The organism is Candidatus Symbiopectobacterium sp. NZEC135 (assembly GCF_025962695.1).
Map to the genome: position 1 here is coordinate 1 of NZ_JAGFPF010001554.1, position 511 is coordinate 511.

Below are 511 nucleotides of genomic sequence, written 5' to 3' on the forward strand. Positions count from 1 at the left end.
GCTATGCGCTGCCGGAAAAACTGGATTTGCTGCGCGGCACGGTCCTTGGCCACCGCGACGGCTTTGGTTTCCTGCGCGTAGAAGGGCGCAAGGACGACCTGTACCTGTCGGCTGAAGAGATGAAACGCACCATGCATGGCGACGTGGTGCTGGCGCAACCGCTGGGTGCCGATCGCAAAGGGCGGCGCGAAGGCCGTATCGTGCGGGTACTGGAACCGCGTACCGGGCAGATTGTCGGTCGCTACTTCCTCGATGCCGGTATGGGGTTTGTGGTGCCGGATGACAGCCGCCTGAGCTTCGACATCCTTATCCCGCAAGAGAACATCAACGGCGCTCGCATGGGCTACATGGTGGTGGTGGAGTTAACCCAGCGCCCAACGCGTCGCACCAAAGCCATCGGGAAGATTGTCGAGATCCTGGGCGATAAAATGGGCACCGGCATGGCGGTGGATATCGCGCTGCGCACCCACGATATCCCGCACACCTGGTCGAAACAGGTCGAAGAACAGAT

General features: G+C 61.1%; 1 pseudogene. It reads left to right on the forward strand.

Annotation, left to right across the window (positions count from 1 at the left end):
• Positions 1–511 (forward strand): annotated as a pseudogene (locus tag J5224_RS35335) (ribonuclease R); the annotation flags it as partial.